Annotated in this window: 19 protein-coding genes; 3 read left to right on the top strand and 16 right to left on the bottom strand. The window is 42.1% G+C overall.

The genetic code is table 11. From position 1 onward, the window contains the following. Nucleotides 1-314: 314 nt before the first annotated feature. A complete protein-coding gene (locus H70357_RS34225; protein ID WP_052091905.1) occupies nucleotides 315-1,934 on the top strand; it encodes an alpha/beta hydrolase family protein in 1,620 nt (539 codons plus the stop codon). Nucleotides 1,935-1,994: 60 nt separating this feature from the next. On the opposite strand, the gene H70357_RS08020 is transcribed toward H70357_RS34225, so the two are convergent. Continuing rightward, nucleotides 1,995-3,116, bottom strand: coding sequence for a discoidin domain-containing protein (locus H70357_RS08020; protein ID WP_156130834.1), 1,122 nt, complete (start codon nucleotides 3,114-3,116; stop codon nucleotides 1,995-1,997). Nucleotides 3,117-3,317: 201 nt separating this feature from the next. On the opposite strand from H70357_RS08020, the gene H70357_RS08015 reads away from it, so the two are divergent. Beyond that, a complete protein-coding gene (locus H70357_RS08015) occupies nucleotides 3,318-4,205 on the top strand; it encodes a spermine/spermidine synthase domain-containing protein (protein WP_038598948.1) in 888 nt (295 codons plus the stop codon). Nucleotides 4,206-4,319: 114 nt separating this feature from the next. On the opposite strand, the gene H70357_RS08010 is transcribed toward H70357_RS08015, so the two are convergent. From H70357_RS08010 to H70357_RS07950, 12 genes are all read right to left on the bottom strand, one after another. Beyond that, nucleotides 4,320-5,423, bottom strand: coding sequence for an efflux RND transporter periplasmic adaptor subunit (locus H70357_RS08010; RefSeq protein WP_197073666.1), 1,104 nt, complete (start codon nucleotides 5,421-5,423; stop codon nucleotides 4,320-4,322). Nucleotides 5,424-5,476: 53 nt separating this feature from the next. Next, entirely contained in the window at nucleotides 5,477-8,083 is a 2,607-nt protein-coding gene (locus H70357_RS08005; protein ID WP_052091904.1) for a hypothetical protein, read from the bottom strand. Nucleotides 8,084-8,160: 77 nt separating this feature from the next. Then, nucleotides 8,161-9,132, bottom strand: coding sequence for a polysaccharide deacetylase family protein (locus H70357_RS08000; protein ID WP_038587680.1), 972 nt, complete (start codon nucleotides 9,130-9,132; stop codon nucleotides 8,161-8,163). A 43-nt stretch (nucleotides 9,133-9,175) separates the two neighbouring features. After that, nucleotides 9,176-10,546, bottom strand: a complete 1,371-nt coding sequence (locus H70357_RS07995; RefSeq protein WP_038587677.1) for an ABC transporter permease — start codon at nucleotides 10,544-10,546, stop codon at nucleotides 9,176-9,178. After that, nucleotides 10,546-11,253 (bottom strand): ABC transporter ATP-binding protein, encoded by a 708-nt coding sequence (locus H70357_RS07990; protein ID WP_038587674.1) that lies wholly within the window; start codon nucleotides 11,251-11,253, stop codon nucleotides 10,546-10,548. The genes H70357_RS07995 and H70357_RS07990 overlap by 1 nt, the downstream gene beginning before the upstream one ends. A 177-nt stretch (nucleotides 11,254-11,430) precedes the next feature. Next, nucleotides 11,431-12,579, bottom strand: a complete 1,149-nt coding sequence (locus H70357_RS07985; RefSeq protein ID WP_038587671.1) for a hypothetical protein — start codon at nucleotides 12,577-12,579, stop codon at nucleotides 11,431-11,433. Further along, entirely contained in the window at nucleotides 12,576-13,991 is a 1,416-nt protein-coding gene (locus H70357_RS07980; protein ID WP_038587669.1) for a sensor histidine kinase, read from the bottom strand. Before H70357_RS07980 ends, H70357_RS07985 begins: the two co-directional genes overlap by 4 nt. 4 nt (nucleotides 13,992-13,995) lie before the next feature. Continuing rightward, nucleotides 13,996-14,697 carry a response regulator transcription factor gene (locus H70357_RS07975; protein ID WP_038587666.1) on the bottom strand — a complete coding sequence of 234 codons (702 nt, stop codon included), beginning with the start codon at nucleotides 14,695-14,697 and terminating at the stop codon, nucleotides 13,996-13,998. Nucleotides 14,698-14,851: 154 nt separating this feature from the next. Continuing rightward, nucleotides 14,852-16,534, bottom strand: coding sequence for a polysaccharide deacetylase family protein (locus H70357_RS34785; protein ID WP_063848028.1), 1,683 nt, complete (start codon nucleotides 16,532-16,534; stop codon nucleotides 14,852-14,854). 203 nt (nucleotides 16,535-16,737) lie between these two features. Beyond that, a complete protein-coding gene (locus H70357_RS07960) occupies nucleotides 16,738-17,031 on the bottom strand; it encodes a putative quinol monooxygenase (RefSeq protein ID WP_052091903.1) in 294 nt (97 codons plus the stop codon). Between the two features lie 39 nt (nucleotides 17,032-17,070). Then, entirely contained in the window at nucleotides 17,071-17,820 is a 750-nt protein-coding gene (locus tag H70357_RS07955; RefSeq protein ID WP_038587663.1) for an SDR family NAD(P)-dependent oxidoreductase, read from the bottom strand. Beyond that, on the bottom strand, nucleotides 17,820-18,296 hold the full coding sequence (locus H70357_RS07950; protein WP_052091902.1) for a heme-binding protein: 477 nt from the start codon (nucleotides 18,294-18,296) through the stop codon (nucleotides 17,820-17,822). Before H70357_RS07950 ends, H70357_RS07955 begins: the two co-directional genes overlap by 1 nt. A 292-nt stretch (nucleotides 18,297-18,588) precedes the next feature. On the opposite strand from H70357_RS07950, the gene H70357_RS34220 reads away from it, so the two are divergent. Further along, nucleotides 18,589-19,323: an IclR family transcriptional regulator gene (locus H70357_RS34220; RefSeq protein WP_052091901.1), complete on the top strand. Its 735-nt coding sequence runs from the start codon at nucleotides 18,589-18,591 to the stop codon at nucleotides 19,321-19,323. Nucleotides 19,324-19,442: 119 nt separating this feature from the next. On the opposite strand, the gene H70357_RS07940 is transcribed toward H70357_RS34220, so the two are convergent. Genes H70357_RS07940 through H70357_RS07930 form a run of 3 tightly spaced genes read right to left on the bottom strand, consistent with a single transcriptional unit; the run spans nucleotide 19,443 to nucleotide 22,966 of the window. Beyond that, a complete protein-coding gene (locus H70357_RS07940; protein ID WP_052092472.1) occupies nucleotides 19,443-20,282 on the bottom strand; it encodes a carbohydrate ABC transporter permease in 840 nt (279 codons plus the stop codon). Between the two features lie 56 nt (nucleotides 20,283-20,338). After that, nucleotides 20,339-21,229, bottom strand: a complete 891-nt coding sequence (locus tag H70357_RS07935) for an ABC transporter permease (protein WP_038587658.1) — start codon at nucleotides 21,227-21,229, stop codon at nucleotides 20,339-20,341. A gap of 21 nt (nucleotides 21,230-21,250) precedes the next feature. Beyond that, nucleotides 21,251-22,966, bottom strand: a complete 1,716-nt coding sequence (locus tag H70357_RS07930) for an extracellular solute-binding protein (protein ID WP_038587655.1) — start codon at nucleotides 22,964-22,966, stop codon at nucleotides 21,251-21,253. Nucleotides 22,967-23,167 lie beyond the last annotated feature (201 nt).

The raw sequence follows: 23,167 nt of genomic DNA, 5'->3' as shown, positions 1-23,167 counted from the left end.
TATTCTGTAAAGTTATTTAATGTGATTAATTGTAAATTAGGACGGTGTATATTAATGAAAAAGGATCGTTGGGGAAGTGCGGGTTACAAGCAAACATGCGATAAATAGATTTGCGTAAATAAGCCATGACCGTTAAAGCGGTATCCGTACAAGCGAAGTCTATGATTAGAATATGGCTCATTGAATCACCACTATCTTTTAGAAATTATTATTTGATCGAAACATTCATTCCTTATCGTTTCCTTATAATCGCTTGGTATTCTGACAGCAGATCAACAAACAAGACGATTTTATTGATTCGAGGAGGAATACATATGATTACGAAAGCTAGAACGTTAAAGTGTTTCATGGTAGTTGGGATTAGCATTTCCTTAATGCATAATGCGGTTTCTGCCTCAGCAGCGAGCCAATCCCATTCCATATCGAGCCAGACAGATGACTTGCTCCCGCTCAGACAAGTAGTAGAGAAGTTGGGCATGAAGGTGCAGTGGGATGAGACAACGCGTACGCTCAAGGTTATAAACTGGGCTGGTGGGCTGCAGATTCAACAACAGGCTAACAAATTGGTTGCCAAGCTGAATGGCAAGCTTGTTCAGAACGCTGGCAAGATTGAAATGAAGCAGGGGACGACGTATATGTCGGAGCAGCTTTTCAATACCATTATGAAGTCGAAGCTGGATTGGGTACCAGAGACGAAAAATTTCCATTTGAGCCAAAGTGATTTAACAATGAGAACTGCAGCTTTTCTGACTAATATGCAACGGGGACAACTGATAGAGGCCCTAGCGTATGCTGATCAGAAGCTCGTTCAGACTTCCATCCCGACTCCTATTACTATGATGCTTAACCAGCTTGTTGGAGCATCCATCATAGAAATAAATAGGACGAATAATGCTGTGCATCAGGTGGTAACAGCAATTTTAGAGCTGCAGGGCAGCAAGTTTGATGTGGAGATACGCTATAATAACCAGGGATTGATAGATGATATTTATGTCAATATGCATGTTCCAAACAGTTATAAGCTACCAGACTATGCAGATCCCTCTTCTTACACAGAGAAGGCAGTCGTTATTAACGAAGGAAAATATACTGTACCAGGCACTTTGACGATGCCGCAAGGCAAGGGACCTTATCCGGCGGTTGTATTGATTCAAGGCGATGGAGAGTCGGATCAGGATAACACATTTATGGCGGTTAAACCTTTCAAAGATATGGCTGCTGGTCTTGCAAGTCGTGGTATAGCAGTAATAAGAGCTGAGAAGATTACTCGTGAGCATTACGCACAATCCTATTCCACTTATACCGTGCAAGAAGAGTTTGTAGATCCTGCGTTATCAGCGATCAACATCTTGCAGAAAACTGAAGGTATCGATTCGAGTCGAATCTATTTAGCAGGCCACAGCCGTGGTGGGTTGATGGTACCACAGATTGTTGCACAGGCAGAGCCAAACTCTATTGCCGGTGCTTTCATTCTGTCATCACCGAACCCTCAGTTGACGGAGATTGATACTTACTTTGAAGCGAGTGCCGAAGACCAGGTAGAAGCGGATACACTGGCGATCTATCGAGAACAGTTAGGCCTAGTGCTTCAACCAGACTTTGATCCGCATCATGCTGCGGCGTTTCAGTTGACACCAAATGCATACTGGTGGAACAGTTTGAAGAGCTATGTGCCAGGACAGGTGCTGATCAAGCATCCTCTTCCGCTTCTTATCCTGCAGGGGGGCAGAGATGCACAGGTTGCCTCAACTGAACTGGAACTATGGAAGGAGACGTTGTCAGGTCTTTCAGATACAAGCTATAAGCTCTACCCTGAATTGAATCATGCCTATATCGAAAGTGGCAAGGGTGATCCGATGTATGAATTCCTTGTTCCTGGCAATGTGCCAACATATGTGATTGATGATCTGGAGAGCTGGATCAAGAGTCATTAGGTCAGTAACTGGACAGTGAAAAGTTGTTCTATGAGAACTATTCACTGTCCAGTGATACTCTTATGAGATGGTAAATTCAGAGACACAAGTATCGTTATACTTAGAGCCTAGGTTGACTTCTAATATGGTGAACGTAATGCTGGTTGTTGCTTTAACTTTTGGCAGATCCCATACAGATTCCTTCGTGAAATCAGCAATGACAGAAGTTCCATCGGAGAAGGTTATTTTTGCTTTGCGCACACTGTTGTTCTCCAGATAAGCGGAGACGGATTTACCATACCCCGGAAAAACCTTCAAGCTGCTAACCTCAGTTTTTTGGGGGAAGCTAACCGTAAAGCTTTGTCCTATTCCACTCCCTTTAACCCCTTCGCACCAGCATGTGGCTGTATCCCCGTCGATTACTTGATTTGCATTATAGGAGCCGGCCTTCGATTTAGGTAATGTGGATGATGCTGTGATTTTTGAAACCTTAACTTTGTTGGCAAAATGTGAGGATTGCGACCATAAATCCTTGATTTCTGTTGCCTTATAGGTGTGCAAATTCACTTTATATTCGGTTAAGAGAATCCCTCTTACATACACTTCGACATAAGCAATCCAATTTTTATTGCTTTCATTATCTGCAACGGGGTAAATGAATTTCACCAGATTGGACTCTTTGCATTTGCAGTATTGGGATACAACAGCTATGGCATCCTCAGGCTTTGGAACCCGGTTCGCATAAGGATCACGAATGAAGGTCCGCGGCTGAGCAAAAATTTTGTTTATGTCCGGGGGAAGTCCTCCCATTTTAAGCACAATTGTGCCAGTTTTAAATTCAATGATACCCTCTCCTCGCATAGTCCTTGGATTTTCATGCTCGGTATAGTCCAGGTATTCGTAGGTGAATTTCACAGGTTTCTGTTCATTAACAGTAATAGGTGCCGTTGATTGAAAGGTATAGTTTTCTTCGTCCCAGACTGAATACTCTAAAGCAGCTTTGCCCGTATTCTTATCAAATGTAAGATTTATCGTACCGTCGAGATCTTCGACCTCAACCAATGCTTTGTCAACCCATTCACCTCCGTAAGACGCCCCCAATGAACTGGAAGTTGGAGACGCCGCATACAAACTGTAGGTGAAAAGGGAGTTAACAACCATAAAGATAAACAAAACATTAATCATTAGTTTTCGAATTGCCATCGCATCCTCGCTTCTTTTCATATAAATTAATTTTTGATGAACAAGTACTCATTTAATATAGTCGCTTTACAAACTCATGTACAAGCTTAGAAATAAAGTGAAGGTTCAAAGCATTATCCAAAAATAAAGCTATTGACTTCCGCCACCATATACACTAGTACTTGACAGCCATATGCTATAGTAAAAATAAAAGGTGAAGGTATGGAGCGTAATAAAGCAATAAAAGACAAAGTTAATGAAGAGGATAACAAAGTATTTGCTTTATTAAGCAATTATTTAAATAATAAACCTGACTTCATAAGCAAAGAAGAAATTGATGAGATTGTTAAATATGGTGTATCTCTCGAATATGCGTTTAATGTAATATTTGCAGCTGCTTTAGGACTAGATATTGTTGATAAGGTTGATGATGCAGACTTATTCAACAAATATTTCAATAAGATGTCTCATAAACTGGATGCCAATGAGTATTATAACAATTCGTATTTTAAGAACATTAAGATACCAACAATAAAAAAAGGCAATAGTGAACTAAAATATGAAAAATACAAACCTTACGAGGTCTTTGTTTGTAATGACATAATCACAACACACGAAGGAAGACAAATTCCACAGATTGGTTTCTTTGAAACTGAATTCATATTCCCAGCAATTCTAGAGAATAATAGAATCTGGATGACCATTACACCGAATGAAATAGAAACCATGAAAGAAGCTGTTGCCAAGGCATTTGGTAATGTGCTTACTTTTGGACTGGGGCTTGGTTATTATGCCTATATGATCTCAGAAAAAGATCAGGTTGAAAGTATTACGATTGTTGAAAGCAATGAAGATGTTATTCAATTATTTAGCAAATGTATATTACCACAATTCAAAAACACTCAAAAAATAAAGATTATCAAAGCAGATGCCTTTGAATATGCACAAGAAGATATGTCTAAGGGGAATTATGATTTTGTCTTTACGGATTTATGGCATGATGTTTCTGATGGAATTGATATGTATTTAAGTATGAAAGAGCATGAAAAACAAAGTCCATCAACTGTATTTATGTATTGGATAGAAAAATCTATTTTGTGCTATCTATAACTATGTAACTTGATTCTAACGCAGCATCAGCGTCCGACGACAGCTACCTTTTCACGTTCATCCAAAATGTCCAGGTTAGACGTCGTCGGCTTCCTAACCGATGATTTTCTCAATCTACTGAAGAACTACATTGTCTCCAGCCTTCAGTCCAGACAGCACTTCAACCTTATCAGTTGTTTCCAATCCGATTTTTATTTCTTTTCGTTCTATTTGCCCGTTACCATTATCCAACATAACATAAGAAAGGTCTCCTTCATGAATGACAGCAATGTTGGAAAGCACAGTGACATTTTCTTTACGTATGATCTCAATCTCGCCGTTCAAGCTAAGACCGCCGATCAGGAGCTCATTCGGCTCGAGCGAAATGACTACTTCGAACTGAGGAGGTTGAGTAGAAGCACTTTCTTTACCTGATGTAGCTGTTGCGAATTTTGAAATTTTCTCCACCTTTCCAGCCAGCTTAACATCCTTGGAAGCGGTCATTTTGACGGTAACCTTCATGCCAGCCTTAATGCGGAATACATCCTGTTCCCCCACAAGGGCTATAAACGCCAGTTTGTTCAAATCCACAATTTTCCCAATATACTGGTTATCCGTAACTAATTGTGGGAGTTCACTATTGTTTTCGAACAAGAATATCCCAGAAGAAGGGGCCTGATAACTCGCCGATTGGATCTTTTTCTTCTTCTCTGCTATCTCCCGCGCTTGAATATCTCCATTCACATTATTTAGATCTTCGCTAATTCGTCCTGTCTCCTGTGTAGCCAAACTCTTTAACCGTTCTGCTTCGGATGCACCTACTGCGATCGTCTCATCATTCTGCTGGCTTACAAATGAATTTAGTTCAGCTTCCAGCTTCGCCTTGCGAATAGCCGCCTCTTGGGTTGCAATTTCATTCTTGAGTGTGCTGGTATCAAGGGTATACAGCAGCTCCCCCTTCTTCACTTGATCACCGTTCTTTACTTTCCAGCTTGTCACCTTGGAGGCAAAGGGAGCATACACAAGGGTCTCGTGCTCATATTTGGATGTCCCTTTAACTTGTATGGATTGAGTAATCGTTTCTTGAGTGACCGGAAAAGTAATAGCCTCCATCGGCGGTACTTCGCCCACTACTTCCTCCGCCTTGTTAAGAACCTTTGCATACAACAAGTAACCTGCGGCAGCGATGACCGCTATGATAATAACCCACTTTATAATTTTCTTAATGTTGCTGTTCATCACTTTGGCTTCCTTTCAATTAAAAGTGGATAATTATATTTAACCTTCCATTGTCATTTAGCGTTGGCATCTTTCACATTAGTTATCAGCTGGCGGTCGATGAACAGGTTGAAAACCTGACCCCCAAGCTCCTGCCGCTCGCCTTGGAATTCATCAAACAAAGTTAATTTGTAAGTGCCGCCCTTGAGCTTCGTGTACAGATTTTTACTGAAGGACATCGAGAAGGTATTGCTATTTCCTTCTGTCAGATCCGTGCCAATTGTCAGCACTTTATCCTGTGATACGCCATAGGGATCAGTCATTCTAAGCACAAGCTTATGCTCCAAATCGCCACTGTCGATGCTGTTATCCCGGGTCAGATCATAGGTCATTACGATGTTGATAGTGTCGTTTAGTTCCAATAGTCTGCCTTCTGAGTTGATGACCGACAAATTATAGGGGAAGAATGCGATCTTCGTTAAATTACCCGCCGGTGCTGTGGTTTTAGGTGTGAGCAGCAGGGCACTTGCATTAATAAATCCGGTAGCCTCTTGTCCGCTTTCACTTAACTTGTTTCCGGTCACCCCGGAACCTAATACCAGTGAGATGTCTTCGGCACTTGCCGTCTTCGGCAGCTTCGCCCAGAACGAAACCAACTGCATACCGCCAGGTGTTGCAGCATTGTCGGGTTGATTAGGTTTGGCATCAAAAAACTGCCCGTCCTTCGTTCTGTAATACGCCTGCAGACGCGTCATCTTGCTTTGTCTTTTCTCCTGGCTGCTTATGAGCAGTTCCGTGTACACAATTTTGGAATTGATCCCCTCATAAACCGTCGTCCGGCTCTCCTGAACATTGGCATTTTTACCTTTGCCGCTGATTTTGTAGGTGCCGCCGCGGTCAATATTATCTATTGCATTCAGTGAATTACTCATGCTGAGATCCAGGAACGGCACCTTCTCGGTGTTCACCGTGCTGAATAAATTAATTCGTACATTTTCAAATTCCTCGGTATACGGAACTTTAGACATCACTACGATCTCGGCGGACTTGCCCGGAGCCAGCGTTGCGGCCTCTTTATCGATCAGCAGATCCGTGGTCGCCGCTAAATCATTGGTACCCAGCTTAATCGCTCCCGTAAGTTCGGGAAGCGTAAGGGTTACGGACTGGGTGTTGGTGATGTTCAGCTTGGCCATGACGATATCATCATCCTTCCAAGGATACCGTTGCAAAGACGTCAGGTTGTATGAGAAGGACCCAAATTGATTCGTCCGATTATAGACCTCCCCCCTTTGCACATCCGCACGGAGCGCATAAGGAATGGTAAAGTAGGCTACCGGAAAAATCAGTTTGGGAGTTACCGCCGCTGTCGTCCCAGGTGTACCAGCGGTTTCGCCAGTAGTTGGGCCAGTGGTTGTGCCGGCCGTTTCTGTTGCACTGACAGCTTCAATCATCTGCAGTTGCAGCCCGGCTTGCTCGACCTCAAGGGGGACCTGCACTGTAAGCGGAACAACCTTGGTTTCCAACGGTTTTAGCGTGAGCCCGCTGAGTGCCTTGGCGTTCACCGGGAAAGCTGTCCCTTTGATCGACTTCACGGCAAGCTCGTAGTTTGGCAGGGTCACCGCCTTGTTGCCGGCATTCTTCAGACGTAACTGAAAGGACCATACTCCATGGGCGTCCTCTGAATAAACCGAAGCATTCACCAGCTGCATTTCCACTGTATTACTGTTAATACCGACTTTTTTGACAGCACTTGGGCCCACAACAAAATTAGGAGTAGACGCAACTGGAAGCTTGAATGACATTTTGGGAAGCTCAAGCTTCAGGGTCTCATCCTTTTGTGTAAACTGCAGCTTCATGTTGTTGGTATTCAGGGCTGCGGGAATTTCCGCCAAATAGTAAATGCTCTTTTTCTCCTGCGGCTGAATCTTGTAACCTGCCTGTGCGCTGTTCACCGTCAGCTCGAAAGAGGTGCCGCTTGCCGTTTGGAGATATGGAGTGTATCCGGCTTCATTCAGAACTTTACTGCCCTTATTGGTAATGCTCAGTCCTACCTTGGCGTACACTTTACCGCTAAACTTGTAGAGCTGCAGGGAATCCGCACTTGCTGTAACTGAAATGTCATTCATGGTGGTGCTCAGGATCTTGCCGCGTTCAGCGGCTGTGGAATAGCCCGCCGGAATCGCCAGAGAACCCGCATTCTTTAGATACCCCTTGGCTTTGGCGTCCCATACGTACATGGCAATCTTCATTCCCTGCAGCGAAGTCGTTTGACCGACATTCACATAGTAGGTCACGCGCAGGCTGTCCTTGGCTCCGACCTTTTTCTTAAGCGCATCAGCAGTTACTGGATTGGCGGGAATGGCTGAACCTCCCGGAGTGACTACACGCGGAAAATAATGCACCAGATTGGCACTAGAACTGCCGTTGTTAGAGAGCTTAAGCGTATAGGCCAGAATATTGCCACCGGTTTGCGGCCAAATATTAACATCCTCTACGGTAGCTTTTACATTCGCTCCCAGCAGGATGGCCCCTAGATTCTTTGCTGTGACGCTTTCTCCTGCGGACATCTTATAGGCACTACCTACTGTTGCCGGAGCAGCTGAAACAGTATATCCAGACAATTGGCTGATAAGAAGAATACTTAGCAACAGAGCAACACTTTTACTTCTATGTAATCTCATAGTTTCCTCCTCAAAATCTATACAACATTTACAGATAACAAATTTAGTCATCTATAGCTGATATCGCATTTTTTAGATTACTTCATTGTTCTAAATTTATAGTCATGTTCTTTCAGATACTTTATCATTTCCGGCAAAGCCTTTGCGGTTTCTTCCTTGTTATAAGTATCGTGCATTAATATCACTGCTTTTTCTCTGCCTGCTACTGTATTCGTGAATTCTCGCATTAATTCTTCTGCGTTCTTGGGTGCACCTTCTGCATCTTTCGGCAATACATTCCAATCCACATGGTGATAACCCTTGGCATATAGAGCTTTATCCAGTGAAGCCACACCTGTGGGATCACTTTTAGCCCATGTCATATGACCGCCAGGATATCTGACTGCCCTGGTAGTGAAGTCTTCTCCTAATACTGTTTTTAAGGAGTTGTTAGTCTTTTCGATGTCACTCATAAAATGGTCTAGACTCACCTTCTTATTAGGATACAAATAATCATAGTTATGCGAATATGAATGATTGGCTATAGCATGTCCTTCTTCAATCATTCTTTTGATTAAATTTTTAGTAATATCACTTTTATCTACTTCCTGGCCTAGCACAAAAAAAGTTGCAGGTACCTTTTCTTCCTTTAGGACATCCAGTATTTTTGGAGTTACGGTTTCGGAGGGCCCGTCATCAAATGATAAATAAGCAATTTTTTCTCCATTCGCCCCATCAGGCATATCCCCCGAAATTTGCTGCTTCAGATACTTCTCAACGAAGGCGATGTCTTCAACTTCATAAACGCTTTTTAATGAAGCCGTCACATCTTCTGCTCCCTTTTGAAGCCCATTCTTTTGCTTAAAAATTACCTTTTGGACTGCTGTCATTTCTTCTTTATTTGCAGTGGAGGTTTGAACTTTATGTTTGTCAACCGTTGGCTTCTTTACGATCATCATATTAAAACCAACTATAAACAACAAAATCACAATAAACAGCAATCCTCTCCGGTTCCTCTTTATACGTTGTTTTCTTCTTTTATCATGTGCAAAATCCTTATACTCTGCCATCGGCTTTTTCACCTCATTGCTGACTTATTATTTTCTGTAAAGCCTAGTCTTTCTTGATCGCTACCAGAGCATTAGTATTGGAAGCACTGATTGCCGGATATATCCCCGATAGAACACCTGTCATTACTGCAAATGCAATACCTAGCGGGATATTTTTTACAGATATAGAAATCGTCATCCCCGTCGTTGACTCTCCAAGGGGGATAATAGATGTTGTTGTTAGCAACTCATTCACTCCAGATAGGGTTAAATAAGAAATCAACACCCCGATCCCCCCGCCGAGCAATCCTAGCAATGCAGCCTCAGCGATAAACATATTACGTATTTGCCATAAATTAGACCCCAAAACCTTCATAATACCGATTTGTCTGCGCCGCTGATGGGTGGACATGGTCATCGCTACAATGATAGATATAGAAGCAATCACAAGAATGAACAAGCCAATTCCGAGGGCCGTCTTTTTGATCATGTTGAACTTCTCATTCACTTCGGCTTGATGGTGTAAGTTTGTTTCTGTAGACAAGATCAGCTTTTGAATTTGCCCTTCTACTTGTGCAACATAATCCTGACTGTCTACCTTAACCAGCATTGAATCGTAGCCTTGTATTTCTGAAGAGTCTGTTCTTAAACCAAACTCTTCCGAAAGCAATTGTGCAGTTTCCAGCGAAACATAGGCTTTTTTATCATAAGCAGCCTCCTCCTTCCTAACTCCACTTGGCTGTTTTAGTATCCCAATGATGCGAAGAGAAGAACTGAGGGTGTTCTGCTGTAATTCCGCATTATAATACCGATATTGAATTTGCTGCTGATATAATTTTGAAGACTTCATATTTAGATTATTGAATTGTTGGATTAAACTATCATTATAAGGATCCTCTTGTAGTCGCTCCATCATTTTATTGACCGTAACAACATCCATCAAGCCAATAGTCGCCCCGTAGTTTAATACAACCGTGCCCACCGCATCTGAAGGTCCCCCCTGTTCAAAAGATTTGTCAAAGCTTGTGAGCGACTGAAGATCCGTGCCAAGGACCTCAACATAGTTAATGTTATTGTCTATCGTGACCATCTCAAAGCTTTCAACCTGCATAAAAGGTGCTACTGCTGTAACATGCGGGAGATTCTTAATAAGCTCTATCTTCTGCTCGGTCAGCTTTCCTCTATCAAAGTTTCCTTTTTTCGAAGTGCCGCTGCCTTTTGTAGATATCCCTACATTTGGTTTAACGGTGATTTCATTCATCTTGAAGTTCCTGTTCATCTCATCTAAGGAATATTGCTGGGCAGATTCTCCAACACTCATGGCGACTATAAGAGAGGCACAACCTATCGAAATCCCTGTCATACACAATGCCGTGACTACTTTACGTCTTTTAATTTGATCCCAGGCCAAGCTTGTGATGTCGCGAATCCGCACTAAGCCCCCCTCCCTGCAGGCATACTTTCACTATCAGCTTGTTCTGTTACCAGATATCCGTTCCGCAGTGTAATCACACTTTGCATCTGCTCCGCAACCTCGGCTTCATGCGTTACAATGACAAAGGTTGTATTCCTTGCCTTGTTTAGCCGCTGCAGAATTCCGATGATCTCTTCCTCTGTTTTGGTATCCAAATTCCCGGTAGGTTCATCAGCAAAAATGATAGAAGGCTCTGTAATAAGAGACCTTGCAATACTTACGCGCTGTTGCTGGCCACCCGATAGTTGTGAAGGGAAGAGATCAGATTTCCCCGGCAGCCCCACTTCCTCAAGTAAAGCAAGTGCCTTCTTTCTGCGCACAGAGGGGCGGACCGATTGAAAAACAAGGGGTAATTCCACATTTTCACGTACCGTCATTGTGGCGATCAATTCATAGGATTGAAAAACAAAACCGATATGTCCACGCCGGAATTCGGCCAGTTTATTCTCACTCATCTTGACGATATCCTGGTCCGCAATATAAATTTGGCCATCTGTTGGCTTCATTAAGCCTGCCATAAGATTTAACATGGTCGATTTACCTGATCCTGAGCTCCCCAGCAGAGCAACCATCTCTCCCGGCTTCACTCGAAAGCTGACTTGATGCAGCACCGGCACTAACTCTGTGCTGTTTCTAAAAGCATGTGATAAATTCTCTACTCGAAGCATGTTAAGAACTCCCTTAATATAATGACTTGTGTTTCTTGTGTTTCGTTATCTCCATTATAAAAAGTGATTGTATCGGTCTTTGGCAGACTTGTATCCAAGTTGTAAATCATTCACTGCTGCGCACAAATAAGACCAGCGCAATTAGATATACGCTGGTCTTATCTGCAGTTGCCTTGTCTAAAACGAAAAACGGTAAATTTCGCTTTTACTTAATTGGCTACCGATAATGAATAGATCATCCTCATGCCATTTCATCGTTTGTGCAGAATGGATATTTTGATATATCACTGTATCTGAATCCAGGCTCCCATTGTCCAAATAAGCAGCATGCAGATCCCCTATTTGATTGCTGTTTACCATAAAGTAAGCGATTCGGCTTTCATCGGACTGCAACGCATAATTTGTTATGATACCTTCCTTCAATAGCTTGAATTGACTGGTACCTCGGTTGTACTGGAAGAGTCCATCTGTATTATTTATTTTCCCCTGTAGCACAAAATCGCCATTATTCATTACTAAAAATTGATTGATTTGTTCACTTTTGGCCACTAACTTTACCTTACTTGTATTCTTCAAGTCCATTTCAAATATACCGTAGCTGCTGTTAATTTCCGCTAAAAAACAAACCTTATTTTGTCCTGACTTCTGGATGATATCCCATCTAATTGTAATTCCGTTCAGATTGCTGGAGCCAATGGCAGTTCCTATTAATTGCAGTAATTGATCATACGTGATCAACTGCTGAACTTCGCCCGTCGAGACATTAGTTAGTATAACGTCGCTCCCGGAGAAGCCTAAATAACGTTCATGATCAATGAACATGTTGGAATATGAATTATCATTCTTCAACTGTTTCAGATCCTTATTCAACTCCAGGCTGTACACATTAGTTCTTAAGCTCTCTCCCCCATTTTCAAACTTCGAATAGATTAGCTGTTTCCCATCGGGAGTCAAGGTAATTCCATATTCAACATTCTCAGCAATATCAGACATTTGATTATTATCCAGATGCAATACTGCTATTTTTAATCCACTTAAAGAGTTGTCTGGCACAGTAATAATAATATTATTGTGATCTCGCACTTCAAGATCATATATAGGATAATTATTAGTCAGCTTGGTTACAGCTTTAATCTCAAAAGCCTCAGCATTGCTTGAAATAAGAGTCGTATTGAACTGACTATTTTTAAGAACCACCGTTCTAGAGTCAATACTACTTAGGGCATAGATGCTGCCAAGTCCATAAAACCCCAATATAAAGACAAGCAGTAACAGGCCCAAGATCATGTAGTGCCGGTAATTCCCCAACAAACTCACCTTCTTCATTTCCAATCCTCCGGCAAGCTGATTTTGATTTCTGTGCCCTCGTTCAAGATGCTCTGTAGTTTAATGGCTCCGTGATGATCCTCGATAATATTTTTTACAATACTTAATCCAAGCCCGGCACTTCCTTTCTCTTTGAGCATGTTCTTCTTCGCTCTGTAGAACGGTTCGAACACATGGGTGATATCCTCTGCAGGAATCCCCTCCCCCTCGTCTTTGACCTTAACCACTACCACGTCTCTTTCCTTGAAGGATTCCACGTAAATTACAGAGTTTACATCCCCATACTTAATGGAGTTGTCTAATAAATTTAGAAATACCTCTTTCAGTTTATCCCGGTCCCCTAAAACGAATAATCCTTCTTGAAGCTCGAAATGAATATTAATGTTATATTTTCTAGCTTTAATCCTCATATCCTCACATGCTTCTTTAGCAATTTCCGACAAATTAACCTTCTTAAAGTGATAGGTGGTACTCAATGTTGCCGATTGGGATAGTTCCAGTATTTCAACGACCGCCCGGTTTAACCGCTGACTTTCATGAATGATATAATTCATTCCCTTTTCAAAAAAGGGAGCGTCTGTAAATCCGTTATCCTTCACAATCTGTGCATAACCGAGAATGGTCGTTAAGGGGGTCTTTAGCTCATGCGTAACATTGTCAAAAAAAACTTTACTTTGGGCCTGAGCCTGTTTAACTTCATCCCGTTCTTGTTTAATAATTTCGATCTGATCTTTAATGTGTTTAATCATGATCTGAAATCTGCGGGCTAACTCGCCAACCTCGTCGCTGGATGAGATTGGAATGTCTATATCAAAATTACCTAAAGTAACCTGATTGGAACGTTCGGTCAGCTCACGGATCGGTTTGGTGATTTTTCTGGAAATTAAGATGGAAGCAATAAAGATAAAGCTGAAAATGATAGAGGCAAACATTTTGATGATGGATTGAAAACGGGCATTCCTTTGATAAAGCTGGCTGTAATCTTTCTGATAATTCAAAAATCCAATAGGCGACTGCTTCTGCAGGATAGGGAAGGACAAAGTAACAATCACTTGGTGGTCAACCCTATTAATCGTGTAAGCAATTTGGGAGTGCGAGGCAGATTCACTCTTAACTTCATCCCCATTTATATAAGAAATTGTCACAGGTCCGCCAATTCCAGCCGATAATTCCTGAGAGAGTCTATTTTTTTCCGTGACTAATGTTTTTCTGCTCATCCTTTTTTTATGGACCAGAAAATATTGATTGATATAAATATCCAAATTTGTTTTCGTATTAATCATGTCCTCATTAATGATCCGATACATATTTTGTTCCGTAACTCTGTAGGATACAAACAGCATTGCAGAAAGCCCCACAAAAATAACAATTGAAAAAACAACCACAATTTTAAATTGAATTGGAAATTTCATGGTCTCACCTCGATACCAGCTTATACCCGATACCAAATATCGTCTCTATCATGGATAGGCTGTGCTCCTCATCCAGTTTTTTACGGATTCTTTGCACGTGAATATCTACAGTCCTGGTATCTCCAGCAAAATCAAAATCCCATACCTTATCTAAGAGATCCGATCTGCTGAATACTCTCCCCTTATGCTCTGCAAAAAATAACAGAAGATCATATTCTTTATTGGTAAGTCCGACTTTCATTCCGCTTTTTAGCACTTCCCTTTTACCTTTATGAATCTGTATCTCTGCCCCTACATTGATAACTTCAGAGGTTTGGTTCTCCAAAGAATCTCCTATTAAATCGATTCTGCGGAAAATCGCCCGGATTCGGGCGATCACTTCTCTAATATCAAAAGGTTTGGTGATATAATCATCGGCTCCAAGTTCCATGCCCAGAACTTTGTCTATTGTGTCGGACTTGGCTGTAATCATAATAACCGGGATCGCGGAGTCCAAAGAAACTTGTTTACAAATATCAAAACCGCTCATGTCCGGCAACATCAAGTCCAGTAAAAGCAAATCCGGTTTGAAATGCTTCAGAATTTCCAGACCCTGCGTTCCTGTAGCCGCTCCTTTGATAACAAATCCTTCTTTGCGAAGGGAGTAAGCAAGCAAATCACGTATGGGGTCTTCATCTTCAATTAATAATATCGTTTTCTGATTCATGGCTGCGTTAATCTCCCTAATTGCAATATCTAAAATCGTCTCTTTTTCTTCTTTATTTTATCAGATTCACCCTACTCTTTGATCAATAATCCTATAAGTTACAAATTGGAAACAACTCTGAAGCAGCATGCATCTTTTTGGGAGAAACCTTAATCTAACCTTCCGACAATTTCAGTTCTAACATCATATTTACAATTTCCACACCATATGATGGGCTGCCTGCCCACGCTCCGCCTAATGCTTCAACTGTAACGGCCTTACCCATTAAATGCGGAAAATGCCTTGGGTCAGTGGTATCCAGTTTAGGATAACCAAAGGCGCCCGCGTACAACGCTAAATGATCGATCTGCGCCTTAACTCCTTCCTGCCAACTGAAAAATCGTTGGTGTGCTCCCTCATCTATATCAGAACCACCGGACTGTGTTTTTAAGCCCGCAGGATTCAAAAATGTTTCATCAAGTACGCCTCCGAATTTTCCATAACCGGTTTCTTTTGCAGACTGACTATATACAACAACGGGGTCGACCCCGGCTTTTGGAGCCTCATTCCAGATAATATCCGCCAGATCAATAAATACATCTGTTGCCCCCTTGGATTTCGCCCAATTTTTAGCTTGTTGAACATTAGCTCTTGGTGCAGACAATATAGGAGTTTCGCTGGTCTGATTCCCTTCATCAGTATTGTTATTTATAGCATTCTTGTAAGATAGCGTAACCGTATTATTGACAGAGTCCCACTTAATATCCATGCCGATAAGTTCACCTAAAAACCTTAACGGGACATATGTATTATCATGAAGTATCGTTGCGGCTGTATCCATTTCTAAAGGTATTCCATCAACAACAGCAGATTGATCCCCAATATTCAATTCTACATTTAAATTATCTTTGGTAAGGGTAATCGTTTTAGCACTGCCACTTTGTTTCCAATTGACATTAAAGTTCAAGAACTCGGCTATGAATCTTAAAGGCGCCAGCACCCTGTTATTCTTATCTACATACGGCTTCGCATCCGGGAAACTGACTTTCATTTGATTGAATATTAAGAAAACATCTTTCTCACTAGCAGAATTCACAGCACTGGACTGGGATGAATCACCGCTGTCTGAATTCTGTTTGATACTCAAATAATCAGTTGAATCTGCCGGTGACTCGATTTTGTCATCCAAACCATTAAGTACAGACATCGTAACAAAGGTGTAGCCTTGAGATTTATAATAATCAATGATTTGGGGAAGCGCCTTGATCGTATTATCCCGGTTCCCGCCGCCTGAATGCATCAGCAGAGTGATCTTGTTGCTAGAGTTTGACTTCACCGTTTTGAGAATCTCAGCAACTGAGTTGCCCGTCCAGTCACGGGTATCTACATTCCATAGGGCCTGCACATATCCAGACGCATTAATTTCTTTCTTCACCTGATCTGATATAGCACCGTAGGGAGGGCGCATTAGTACTGGTGTAATACCCGTACTATCGCGAATCGCCTTAGTTGTGGTTAATAGTTCCTGATGAATCTCTTCTTTGTTAAGCTTAGTTAGATAGGGGTGGCTCCAAGAATGGTTGCCCAATTCATGCCCCTCCCTTGCGATACGTTTCATAACATCGGGATACTGTTTGACCTGTTTTCCTATTACAAAGAAAGTTCCCTTGACTTGGTTATCTTTCAGAATATCAAGCACTTTCCCGGTATACTTTTTTTCAGGTCCATCATCAAAGGTTAACGCTACCATTTTTTCAGACGAACTGGCTACCGACTTGCCGGTCCCAACTGTGGCAATCGAGGCTACTACCATTATAGTAAGGATAATGCGCCTTGCTAGATCATGTTGTTGTTTCATAATATACTTACCTACTTTCAGTACCCATCATTGGATTAGTGTACTTATGAGTATAGGTAGTAATTATTTCGGAATTTAGAGAACTTGTATCCAAATTGTAACTTTCACTAGAAAAAAAGACCGCTTCTTTACGAGCGGCCTTTTAATGAGAAAACTATGGTACTGAAAGGGTACAATTCTAAATAAGAATCCACCTTGAACATCTATTTCGTATCTGTTGTTGTAAGAACTTTCATCGTTTTTCCACTTGTTAAAGATGGTACCAATTTATCGAAGGTTATAAAGTGATCGGTCGCGTTATGGAAATCGAGAGCCGCTTGATCCTCCCACTCCTCCACAAATGTGTAAATAAGCTTTTCTTCTCCAACTTCATGCATAAGCGTGTAACGAATGCAACCCTTTTCCGCTTGAGAAGCTCGAATTAACGGTTTAACCGCCTCTAAAAAAGCCTCTTTCTTGTCTGGAAGTACATTCAAATCAGCATGAATAATAATCATGTTCTGTTCTCCTTCAACTTAATGGATTGGTTTACATTTCTATTGAAGCGGCTGTCCCGTGTGCACTTCCAAACCTCCGGAAACGGTCAGGTTCAAACCATTCGTTGAGCTTGATTCATCAGAGGCCAAGAAATACATGGCTTTTGCCACTTCCTCCGGTGTACAAATTCGTCTTAACGGATTGGCCTGATTAAACGATTCAATAACTTCCGGTGGATTCGACAAAAACATAGGCGTCGCGCAAGCCGCAGGGCAGACGTTGTTTACCCGTATATTATACTTTCCGTAATCCAGTGCCATAGCTCTGGCCAGATTAACGACAGCCCCTTTTGCGGCATTGTAAGCAGCCATATCGTAATCTCCGACCATGCCGGATACAGATGCGGTGTTCACAATCGTCCCTCCGCCATTTTGGATTAGGTAAGGCACAAAGTACTTAGAGGTGTAATAAATAGATTTAACATCGATATTAAATAATCGATCCCAATCATCATCTTTCGTTTCGTGCAGCATCCCGCCGGCCCAAATACCTGCGTTATTTATGATGCTGTCAGTACCACCCATGGTTTTCATTGTATAGTCATATAAGTTTTGTATATCTGCTTCAACAGCTACGTTGCATTTGAAAAAGTACACCTCTTTATACCCCAAATCTTGTAGTTCCTCCATTACAGCAGCGCCGCGCTCTTCGTTGAGATCAGCCAGCAACACTTTCCAGCCTCTTTCAAGAAAGAGCTTTGCCGCACTTAAGCCCATGCCCGATGTCCCTCCTGTTATAACCACCCGCATTAGTTGTTCCCCTTCTTTCCCAGATATTTTCGAATGCCTTCCACACAGATTTGATGGTCAAGGTCACCCGTTAGTCCGCACACTGTAATTGAACCCACAACACCTGCGTTTTGAATGCGAAGCGGATAAGAGCCGCCTACAGCTTGAAACTCTCCAGGATCAAGAAGACTGCTTTCGCTAAAAGTACTTCCTGAAGCTTTAAACATTTCTTCTGCGAATTTCGAAGAATGAAAATAACGGTCAACGACGTTCTTTTTCCGATCATACCAGTATGAATTTTCTGGCATTGTCCCATCCATGAGATGTGTGAATAAGACATGTCTATTTTTTTCGATTTTAACGCCAATCCCTCCCATGTTCATCTCCTCTGCAATTTCAATAAATAGTAGTCCAAGCTGTAATGCGTCTTTGCTGGTAAAGGAAGAAAACTGAAGCTCATCTTCTTCAGCTAGCAAATTTTCCATTATTTCATTCATATGAATCATCTCCATAAGTTATTACGACATTGTCGAATTGATTTCACTAATATCGTATAAAAAGATTATCATGGGCTCTGAACGAAGTCAAATGAATTCGGTAATGTCATATTGATTTCGCTATAATTGAAGTCTTCACAAGCAACTGTTATAATTTGTCCATAAAAGACATCAGCTTGTATATTCAGACCTAGATACCCCATTGTTTATGGGCATTTATCTTTGATCTAAAACTTTGTTGTTTTTGTTCGACCAAATACATTACAAAATATAAATAGTTTATGGGGGTACTATGAAAACGATTCAATCCATAGATAAAGCCATTTTCGTGCTGGAACATGTTTCGAAACACAACGGAAAACTATCTCTGACGGACATAAGCCATTTGCTAGGTATGAAAATCACTACATTACACGGGATCATCTCCACTTTGGAATACGGAAAACTGCTCTACAAAAATCCGAGCAGCGGGAAATACTCATTGGGGTTGAAATTGTTTGAATGGGGGAAACAGTTCGAAGCCGATTTTTCAATCACAGAAATTGCACACCCTTATATGGAGGAACTTGCAGAACAATATAATGAAACCATTCATCTGGCTGTGCCCTATGAAAATAAAATTTTATATATTGACAAGGTTGAATCCGTTCACAAATTCAGATTTACGTCTATGGTTGGGACGACTGAGGAAGCCTTCCGCTCCGCTATCGGACTTGTTATCCTGGCCAATCTTTCAGCCCCCCATCTACCAGAATTTCTTGGAGGCATTGATGAATACCATGAAAAGCAACATTTCGAAACTCCGCTTCCTGCATTATTGTCTTCAATAAAACAGGAGGGTTATTACACTCAATTCGAGTCTCCTGATGATTATTATTGCATCGCGGCTCCTATCGTAAAGGCAGACGCTACCGTAGCTGGTGCACTCAGTATTGTGCTTCCTAGCCATCGATATCAGGAAGATTTGTGTCATCAGATTGTAGAGCAGTTAAAGCGAGTTGTTTCCGAAATCTCTTCTAATATTTAACAATCGGCCAGGATAGGAGGGCATGCCCGTTCGTTACTTTCACTTTAGAGTTGGCGTACAATACAAAAAGCAACTCATCCGTAGACAAGTCGCTTTTTGAACGCTGTATTCTCTATACATCACTCTTTAAGAGAACCTACTACAATTCCTGTAACAAAATATTTTTGCATAAAAGGGTAAATTAAGAGCAGCGGCAATGTTGAGACAACGATTTTGGCGGCATTTAGTGTCCGGTTCGAAATCTTAGCGTATTCGATCAGCTTTTGCGGATCGGTTATATTTTGCGCGTCTACGCTGAGCTGCTGGATATAAGTCTGCAACGGATAATTTGACGTTTTATTTATATACACCAGAGCACCGAAATAATCATTCCAATGCCCAACAATCGTGAACAGCGTTACTGTAGCAATTGTAGGCAACACCACAGGCACGTATATGGTTGAGAGAATTCTCCACTGCGAAGCCCCATCAATGGTTGCAGCTTCCTCCAAGGATTTGGGCACTGCCCGGAACGCGTTCATCAGTAGAATGACATTCCCGACCGCCACGGCTCCCGGCAGAATTAGAGCCCAGATAGAATCGAGGAGATGAAGCCCTTTGACTACCATAAAGGTTGGAATTAGCCCCCCGGAGAACAGCATGGCGATAATCACAATATTCATGTACACCTTCTGCGCCCGGAATTGTTTTGAGCTTTTGGATAACGGATAAGCGGCCAGAATCATCAGACTCATGTTGACGATCAAACCAAGGACAACACGCTCTACCGAAATCATAAATGAGCGCCAAAACTGGCTGTCCGAGAATAGCTTCTCATAGGAACTGAACGTAGGATGAACCGGAAAAATACTTACCATGTTTGCTGAAACCGCAGCGTTATCACTGAACGAAATAGCAACCAGATTAATTAAAGGGATCAGGCAGGACAAAGTGAGAGCTAACAGCAATATCCAGATCATGATGTCCGCAATTCGGCTTTTTATGGAATGCGCGTAAATGGAAAACACCTCCCTCTTTAGAAAATTCGGTAATCTGTTAACTTTTGAGCTAGCTTATTGGCAGAAAGAATGAGGACGATTCCGACAACAGACCGCAAGAGCCCGATGGCTGTACCCAAGCTGTATTGTCTCTCCACTAGGCCTACCCGGTATACATAAGTGTCAATAATATCGGAAGTTGCGTAAACCAAGGGATTATAAAGATTGAAAATTTGGTCAAAACCGGCATTAAGTACATTAGGCAAATTCAAAGTCGTAACAAGTAATATGGTAGGCATCAAGCCGGGCAAAGTCACATACCACAGCTGTTTAAAACGATTGGCTCCATCGATGGAAGACGCCTCATAAAGTCCCGGATCAATAGCCGTCAATGAGGCTAAGTATATGATGGAGCCATATCCAAACCCTTTCCACACATCAGTCAGCACCAGCATAGGTCTAAACCAATGATTGCTGGCCATAAACAAAACCGGATCGATGCCAAGCCAGCCCAATAATGCGTTGACCGGTCCTTCGTACGAAAAAATATTCATCACGACTGTAGCCAATACGGCCCAGGAAAGAAAATTGGGCAAATAAACAACGGTCTGCATAAACTTTTTGGCAAAACGTACGCGGATTTCATTTAACAATAAGGCGAATACAATCGAAACAAAGGTTCCCACAATAATTTTCCAAATGGCGATTACCATTGTGTTGATTAAAATCTGCCGGCTGTCGGGAATTTGAAACATAAACTTGAAATTATCAAGTCCCACCCATGCTGATCCGCTGATACCTTTCGCCGGAATGTAATTTTGAAAAGCCATTACGATGCCGAACATCGGTATGAAGGAGAAAATAATCAAGAATACCATACTCGGTGCGAGCATAAGGTGGAACGCAGTTTGGTCTTTTTTATTTTTCATCAAGAATCATCTCTTTCAGCATCATTTGGAGGTGAGTGCTTCGTTGACTTCCTTTGTAATCGTATCGCCGCCGGTTTTTTTCCAGCTGCTCACAAAACTATCAAATGCATCAGGGGTTTGCTCTCCGGTAATGATCTTCAAATACATTTCAAGCTCCATTTTCGTCAATGTCGGCAACTTCAGCGCCATGGAAGGCGTTGTTCCAAAAAAGATAGGGTTAATCTCGTTAACTTTTGAATTCTTGACCAGGTTGGCAGTTGTGATGCTCGAAGTATACCCAGCCCACGCGGTCGGGTCCGGCTTCTCTCCGTTTTTTACACTGTCCAAATATTTTTTGTAGGAGCGATAGGAGTTCTTATCACTGTTGCTGAGCAATTTGCTGCTGTCTCCGGTCTTTAGCGCATCCTCATAAATCCCGACATTACGGTAAAATGCATCATAGTAATCGATATTCATGGCCAGCGGAGAGCCTCCGATATTATTGCTGCTGTAGTCTTCAAACTCCTTCAAAACGGTTGCGTCCTTTTCCAGATAACGCTGGTAATCAAACTGAAGGCTGGCCATTTTTACAGCAACCTCCGGATGCTCGAATCCCTTCCGAACCACAAGGTAACTGCTGGCAGGATTGCCGGTGAACATCGTAACTGAGCCATCCTCTGATTGCGGAGCCACATAGGAAACCCACTTAGCATCCGGGTTCAGCTTAAGCGTATCCGCCACCGTCCAGCTTCCCCACCAGTTGTCCATGAACGAACCGCTTTTTCCGCTGGTAAGCAGCGCCTTTCGGTCGTCGGATGTCCGCACGGCAAATTGTTGGTCAATCAATTTCTTGTTGTATAGATCCGCCAGCTTTGCAAGGGCAGGTTTCATTTCAGGCTGTACGGAACCATAAGCCGCCTTACCGCTTCCATCCTTAATCCACTGTTTTGGGAAAGCGCCATACAGCGCAAAAATGTTGTTCAATTCGTACTGCCCCCCGGATATTCCGGCAACATTTTCATTATCAACTACAAGACCGACCGTTTTTCCGGCTCCATTGCCGCCGGGATCTTTCTCTAGAAATTGATTAATAATATTTTCTACATCATCCATCGTTTTAGGCTCGGAGAGGCCCAGTTTGTCCATCCAGTCTTTACGCAACCACAGTACACCCGGGCCGTGTGAAATTTCGGTAGTGGGCAGCGCCATTATTTTATCGTCAAATCTGGCGGTCTCCAGAACACGGCCATCATAGGAATCGTAAATCTCCTTGATCCGGTCGCTGGCACAGTTTGTATAAGCATCCGTCAAATCCGCAATCAGATCGTTCTCATAGAGCTGTTGCAGGGTGGTCTGATCGGAAACCACCATGATGTCGGGAATAGTGCCCCCTGCAATGGCCATCGAAACCTTTTGAACATAATCCGCGCCGTCATTCGCTTCAAATGCGACTTCGTTTTGCACGTTGAGCTTATTTTTAAAATATCTCGTCCACACATTGTTGGTGGAATTATCCCCCTCATAAGCTGTCCCCTCAAGCGCCGTATAACTAGTTGCTGTCGCTCCAACCGTATAGTTAACGGTTTCAGGATAGGCTTCATAAGGTGTCGTCATGGCCTTCTTCCATGCCGGATCATTCAAATTGACCGCAGAGTCTTTGGTGGTATTGTTGGAATTGGAGTTTTGACAGCCTGCGAGCGAAGCGGATAAAAGCGCTATCAACAAGATAGAAGCAGACTTTTTAACTGTCGATTTCATTACATAATCCCCCTTAATTGATAAGAACAAAAGCCCATATTGTTTTGCATCTTCATTGTAGAACTATGGCCATTTGACCGTATACGCAAATAAATTGCGTTTTACACAAATATATAACTCACTTTAAGCAACATGTTGTGCCCGCTGATTGAATTCATTTAAACCATGGTACAATCGAAATGAATTACTGGGTTTGGCATA

The sequence above is a fragment of the Paenibacillus sp. FSL H7-0357 genome (genome assembly GCF_000758525.1).
In the GTDB taxonomy this organism is placed as follows: domain Bacteria; phylum Bacillota; class Bacilli; order Paenibacillales; family Paenibacillaceae; genus Paenibacillus_AQ.
Note: the sequence above shows the minus strand (reverse complement) of the source record. Positions and strands in the feature narration are given on the sequence as shown.

Bases quoted from the DNA above. Each gene is read 5' to 3' on its own strand.
- H70357_RS07935 (WP_038587658.1), bottom strand. From the start codon at position 21,229: ATGAAAAATAAAAAAGACCAAACTGCGTTCCACCTTATGCTCGCACCG.
- H70357_RS07975 (WP_038587666.1), bottom strand. From the start codon at position 14,697: ATGAATCAGAAAACGATATTATTAATTGAAGATGAAGACCCCATACGT.
- H70357_RS34225 (WP_052091905.1), top strand. From the start codon at position 315: ATGATTACGAAAGCTAGAACGTTAAAGTGTTTCATGGTAGTTGGGATT.
- H70357_RS07950 (WP_052091902.1), bottom strand. From the start codon at position 18,296: ATGAATGAAATAATGGAAAATTTGCTAGCTGAAGAAGATGAGCTTCAG.
- H70357_RS08000 (WP_038587680.1), bottom strand. From the start codon at position 9,132: ATGGCAGAGTATAAGGATTTTGCACATGATAAAAGAAGAAAACAACGT.
- H70357_RS07955 (WP_038587663.1), bottom strand. From the start codon at position 17,820: ATGCGGGTGGTTATAACAGGAGGGACATCGGGCATGGGCTTAAGTGCG.
- H70357_RS07990 (WP_038587674.1), bottom strand. From the start codon at position 11,253: ATGCTTCGAGTAGAGAATTTATCACATGCTTTTAGAAACAGCACAGAG.
- H70357_RS07940 (WP_052092472.1), bottom strand. From the start codon at position 20,282: ATGATCTGGATATTGCTGTTAGCTCTCACTTTGTCCTGCCTGATCCCT.
- H70357_RS08005 (WP_052091904.1), bottom strand. From the start codon at position 8,083: ATGAGATTACATAGAAGTAAAAGTGTTGCTCTGTTGCTAAGTATTCTT.
- H70357_RS07980 (WP_038587669.1), bottom strand. From the start codon at position 13,991: ATGAAATTTCCAATTCAATTTAAAATTGTGGTTGTTTTTTCAATTGTT.
- H70357_RS34220 (WP_052091901.1), top strand. From the start codon at position 18,589: ATGAAAACGATTCAATCCATAGATAAAGCCATTTTCGTGCTGGAACAT.
- H70357_RS34785 (WP_063848028.1), bottom strand. From the start codon at position 16,534: ATGAAACAACAACATGATCTAGCAAGGCGCATTATCCTTACTATAATG.
- H70357_RS08015 (WP_038598948.1), top strand. From the start codon at position 3,318: ATGGAGCGTAATAAAGCAATAAAAGACAAAGTTAATGAAGAGGATAAC.
- H70357_RS08020 (WP_156130834.1), bottom strand. From the start codon at position 3,116: ATGGCAATTCGAAAACTAATGATTAATGTTTTGTTTATCTTTATGGTT.
- H70357_RS07960 (WP_052091903.1), bottom strand. From the start codon at position 17,031: ATGATTATTATTCATGCTGATTTGAATGTACTTCCAGACAAGAAAGAG.
- H70357_RS07985 (WP_038587671.1), bottom strand. From the start codon at position 12,579: ATGAAGAAGGTGAGTTTGTTGGGGAATTACCGGCACTACATGATCTTG.
- H70357_RS08010 (WP_197073666.1), bottom strand. From the start codon at position 5,423: ATGAACAGCAACATTAAGAAAATTATAAAGTGGGTTATTATCATAGCG.
- H70357_RS07930 (WP_038587655.1), bottom strand. From the start codon at position 22,966: ATGAAATCGACAGTTAAAAAGTCTGCTTCTATCTTGTTGATAGCGCTT.